The 3,809-nt window shown below is 63.9% G+C and carries 3 protein-coding genes; all 3 read right to left on the bottom strand.

Annotation, left to right across the window (positions count from 1 at the left end; translation table 11 throughout):
* Nucleotides 1-45: 45 nt before the first annotated feature.
* The 3 genes from VQ045_RS21325 to VQ045_RS21315 all read right to left on the bottom strand — a co-directional run bounded on the left by VQ045_RS21325 (nt 46) and on the right by VQ045_RS21315 (nt 3,660).
* Nucleotides 46-1,344 carry an IS701 family transposase gene (locus VQ045_RS21325; protein WP_442879930.1) on the bottom strand — a complete coding sequence of 433 codons (1,299 nt, stop codon included), beginning with the start codon at nt 1,342-1,344 and terminating at the stop codon, nt 46-48.
* A 261-nt stretch (nt 1,345-1,605) separates the two neighbouring features.
* A complete protein-coding gene (locus tag VQ045_RS21320; RefSeq protein WP_327691284.1) occupies nt 1,606-2,787 on the bottom strand; it encodes an IS91 family transposase in 1,182 nt (393 codons plus the stop codon).
* A gap of 12 nt (nt 2,788-2,799) precedes the next feature.
* Nucleotides 2,800-3,660: a tyrosine-type recombinase/integrase gene (locus VQ045_RS21315; RefSeq protein WP_331831546.1), complete on the bottom strand. Its 861-nt coding sequence runs from the start codon at nt 3,658-3,660 to the stop codon at nt 2,800-2,802.
* Between the last annotated feature and the right edge of the window lie 149 nt (nt 3,661-3,809).

The following is a 3,809-nucleotide window of genomic DNA, read 5'->3' as shown; positions in this document are numbered from 1 at the left end:
CACTACTTTGGCACTTTTGGTTTGTCGGTTTCTGCGATGAGCATTTCACAATGAGGGCATCGCAGGGGCGGAGGTCGTGCGAAGAGATCGAGGATGGCTTGCCTGATGGCCGGCATGCTGGGTTGTGGCGGCGGACCTGTGACTCTTTTTTTTCCGTCCCGCTGCTTTGAGGCGGCGGGATTGGAGGAAGGCGTAGGCGATCATCGTCATCAGGGCATGTCGGTGTAATCCCGTCCAGGATCGGCCTTCGAAGTGGTCGAGTCCAAGCTCTTCCTTGAGTTGCTGGTGCGCCTGTTCACAGATCCATCTGGCCTTGATGGCAGCGGCGAGCATCCTGATGGTGGCATCGCCTGGCAGGTTCGACACATAGTATTTTTGCTCTCCGGTCGACCGCCGCTCGCCGACGAGCCAGACTTCGTCGCCAGGCATGGCCTGGACGCGGCCGTCGTGCATCCTGTGCCTATGGCCATCGGCAAGCCGGACACGGCGGGCGGCGAAGCGGCAGGACAGTCGGCCCTTGGTGCCCTGTCGCCAGCTGACCTTTCGCCATTTCTCTCCGGCCAACCTCGTCTCGGCGGAAACCGGAGGCTGGTCAGGAATGTGGTATTTGCGGCGATTTCCGGTTTTGGCGACGGGAAAGATCAGGGCAATTTCGGCTGGGTAGACATTCTGGCGACGCGACAAACCCACCGCCCATTTGAGGCCGCGCCTGCTCAAAGCCTGGCGGAAAGGCCCGCTTGATCCATATCCTGAATCGGCGAGCACGCAGCCGAAACGCACGCCGGAGGCGATGACACGGTCGATCTCCTCGATCGCGATCTCCGGTTTTGTCACCGCAGCCTGTCGATCCTTCGGTACGCGAGCCCGCACCATGCGCTCGGGATCGTTTGTCCAGGTCTCCGGCAGAAACAGCCGCAGCCCTACCATCACCGGCACCTCGCGCGATGCCAGCGTCACCGAAACCAGAGACTGACAGTTGGCCGTCTTCCCAAGCGCGGAGGCGTATTGTGGCGCAACGCCAACCGAGTGACGCCCCTTCTTCGGCAAAGCGGTGTCGTCGAGGATCAACCAAGCACTGTCGCCCCCGACCAATTTGTCGGCTTCGACGAGAAGCGCTGCTTCGAGAGGCGCTGCATCCCAAACGCCACTGCCGATGAAATGATGAAGCTGGTCGTAGCTCACGCCGCCGTCGCGTGCCGCCATCGGCTGAATGCTCTTGCGATCGCCAGGGCCAATCAGCCCCGCGATATAGGCCGGGCACATCCGTGCCCGCGTCTTGTGCCGCAGCGCCGCGGAAAACGGCGTCAGCCAGCGCTCCAGTTCAGCTTGCCAGTTCCTGTCCATGGCCGGCCCTCCAAAAAGCCGACCTCCTATGAATCATCGAAAACCCATCCTGGGAATCTGGAGGCTTCTGTGAGGTCCGCGGGCGCGGGTCGGCAACCTCCTCGGCGGACCGTCCGACCGGGATGAAGCCGTTTCGTCCCGCACCATAGCCGCGGCTCTGGTGCCGTTCCGGACCGAAAGGATCACCACGAACAATGAGATTCTGTCCGCCGCATCGGGCGGTTGGCATAACGGGTCCGGCGCTTTCGGAATGCCTGAGGGTCATGATGTATCGTGCCAGAAGGCGGGACGTCGCGATGCCGGTCGCGGCAGCGTGGCGAGGATGAACATCATGCCGCCGCAGCACCGGCAGCGATGAGCCAAATCCGTGCTCGCCGGGTCGCTGGCAGGTTTGGCTGCGGGGCCGGGCGGGAGAACGTCGAGCAGGGCCCGGCAGAGGACCAGTCTGGCGGCCCGGTGACCATTGGCCAGGAAGCCGTAATGGCGGATGCGATGGAAGCCGTCCGGCAGGGTGTGCAGGAGAAAGCGCCGGATGAACTCGTCGGCGTCGAGAACCATGACCTTCGACTTTCCGTGGTGGCGATAGTCCTTCCAGCGGAAGGAAACGCGGCCGTCATCGCTCATCTCGACGAGCCGCGCGTTGGAAATGGCAACGCGATGGGTGTAGCGGCCGAGATAGGCCAGCACCTGCTCCGGGCCGCCGAAGGGCGGCTTGGCATAGACGACCCATTCGATCCGGCGGAGCTCGCGCAGCCTGCGGGCGAAGGCGGCGGATTGTGCGAGGCCGGCGAGATTGCCGAAGAATGCGAGTTCACCGGCATCGAAGGCGGCTTGCAGTTCTTCCAGGAACCGTCGGCGAAAAAGGCGCGAGAGCACGCGGACCGGGAGGAAGAAGCCGGGTCGGCAGGCAATCCATCGCGAGCCATCCAGCGAGGGGCCGCCGCCCGGCACGATGCAATGGAGGTGGGGATGATAGGTGAGGGTCTGGCCCCAGCTATGGAGGATGGCGACAAGGCCGATCTCGGCACCGAGATTCTTCTCGTCGGCGCCGATGGTGCGCAGCGTCTCGGCGGCTGCCTTGAACAGGATGGCGTAGACCCTCGCCTTGTTCTGGAACGTGATCTCGGCAACGGGCGCGGGCAGCGTGAACACAACATGGAAGTACGGCACAGGCAAAAGGTCTGCCTGGCGAGCCGCGAGCCAGTCGGTGCGCGCCTGTCCCTGACACTTCGGACAGTGTCGGTTGCGGCAGGAATTGTAGGCGCAGCGGATGACGCCGCACGAGGCGCAGGCCTCGACGTGACCGCCCAGTTCCGCTGTGCGGCACATCTCGATCGCGCTCATCACGCGCCGCTCGACGCGGCCCATGTGCCCCTCATGCGCCCGGCGGTAGGCATTGCCGTGACGGCGGAAGATATCGGCCACCTCCAGATCGGCTGGCACGGTCCTGGCCGATCAGGCCGGGGGCACCACCTCCAGCGTCAATCGATCGAGCGGGCTGGTCGTGCGCCGGATGAGCCGGTTTGAGACCTGGGCATAGTGGGCTGTGCTCGACAGATGGGCGTGCCCGAGCAGCACCTGGATGATGCGGATGTCGGTGCCGCTTTCCAGAAGATGGGTGGCAAAGCTGTGCCGCAGCGTGTGCACCGTCACGCGCTTGTCGATGCCGGCGGCGGCGCGAGCCGACCGGCAAGCCGAATGCAGAACCTGCACGTCGATCGGCTTATCCTCGTCGCGGCCGGGAAACAGCCAGCGTCCTGGTCGGGTCAGGCGCCAGTAGGTGCGCAGAATGGCCAGTAGTTGCGCCGACAGCATCACGGTGCGGTCCTTGCCGCCCTTGCCGTGCTCGACCCGGATAACCATCGGGCCGCTGTCAATATTGCCGACCTTCAGGCCGACGGCTTCGGAAGCGCGAAGCCCCGCCGCGTAGGCCGTCGTCAGCGCCGCCCGCGTCTTTAGGCTTGGCACCGCTTCCAGGAAACGCACGACCTCGTCCGCGTTCAGAACGACCGGCAGCTTGCGCGGCTCGCGGGCATACGGGATCCGTTCCGGAATTTCGCCATGACCGAGCGTGACGCCATAAAAGAACCGCAGCGCGCAGACCGTCTGGTTGAGAGCCGGCCAGGAGATGCCGGTGGAGACTAGATGAACCTGAAAGGCCCGCACGTCCTCCAGGCCCAGATGGTCCGGCGAACGGCTGAAATAGCGGCTGAACTTCGTCACCGCATGGAGGTAGGATCGTTGCGTCGCCGGCGACAGATTGCGGACCGTCATGTCCTCGATCATGCGGCGGCGAAGAGGGCTCACATCGGCCATCGGAGGTGCTCCTGTCTCTGGGATCGGGCTAACAACCACAATCCTCGCAGACAGGAGGACTCTCCTAAAACGCTCGCTCCACTCCCGCGCTAGCGGGTTCGTTCAATCTCTAAAATCCTCGCGCGCTAAAAATATGCCAAAGTAGTGCT

Origin of the sequence: Aurantimonas sp. E1-2-R+4 (genome assembly GCF_036549515.1) — a bacterium.
GTDB lineage: Bacteria > Pseudomonadota > Alphaproteobacteria > Rhizobiales > Rhizobiaceae > Aurantimonas > Aurantimonas coralicida_A.
This window is presented reverse-complemented; position numbering and strand designations above follow the sequence as displayed.

Coding starts and splice junctions, on each gene's coding strand:
- VQ045_RS21325 (WP_442879930.1), bottom strand. CDS start 1,344: ATGGACAGGAACTGGCAAGCTGAACTGGAGCGCTGGCTGACGCCGTTT.
- VQ045_RS21315 (WP_331831546.1), bottom strand. CDS start 3,660: ATGGCCGATGTGAGCCCTCTTCGCCGCCGCATGATCGAGGACATGACG.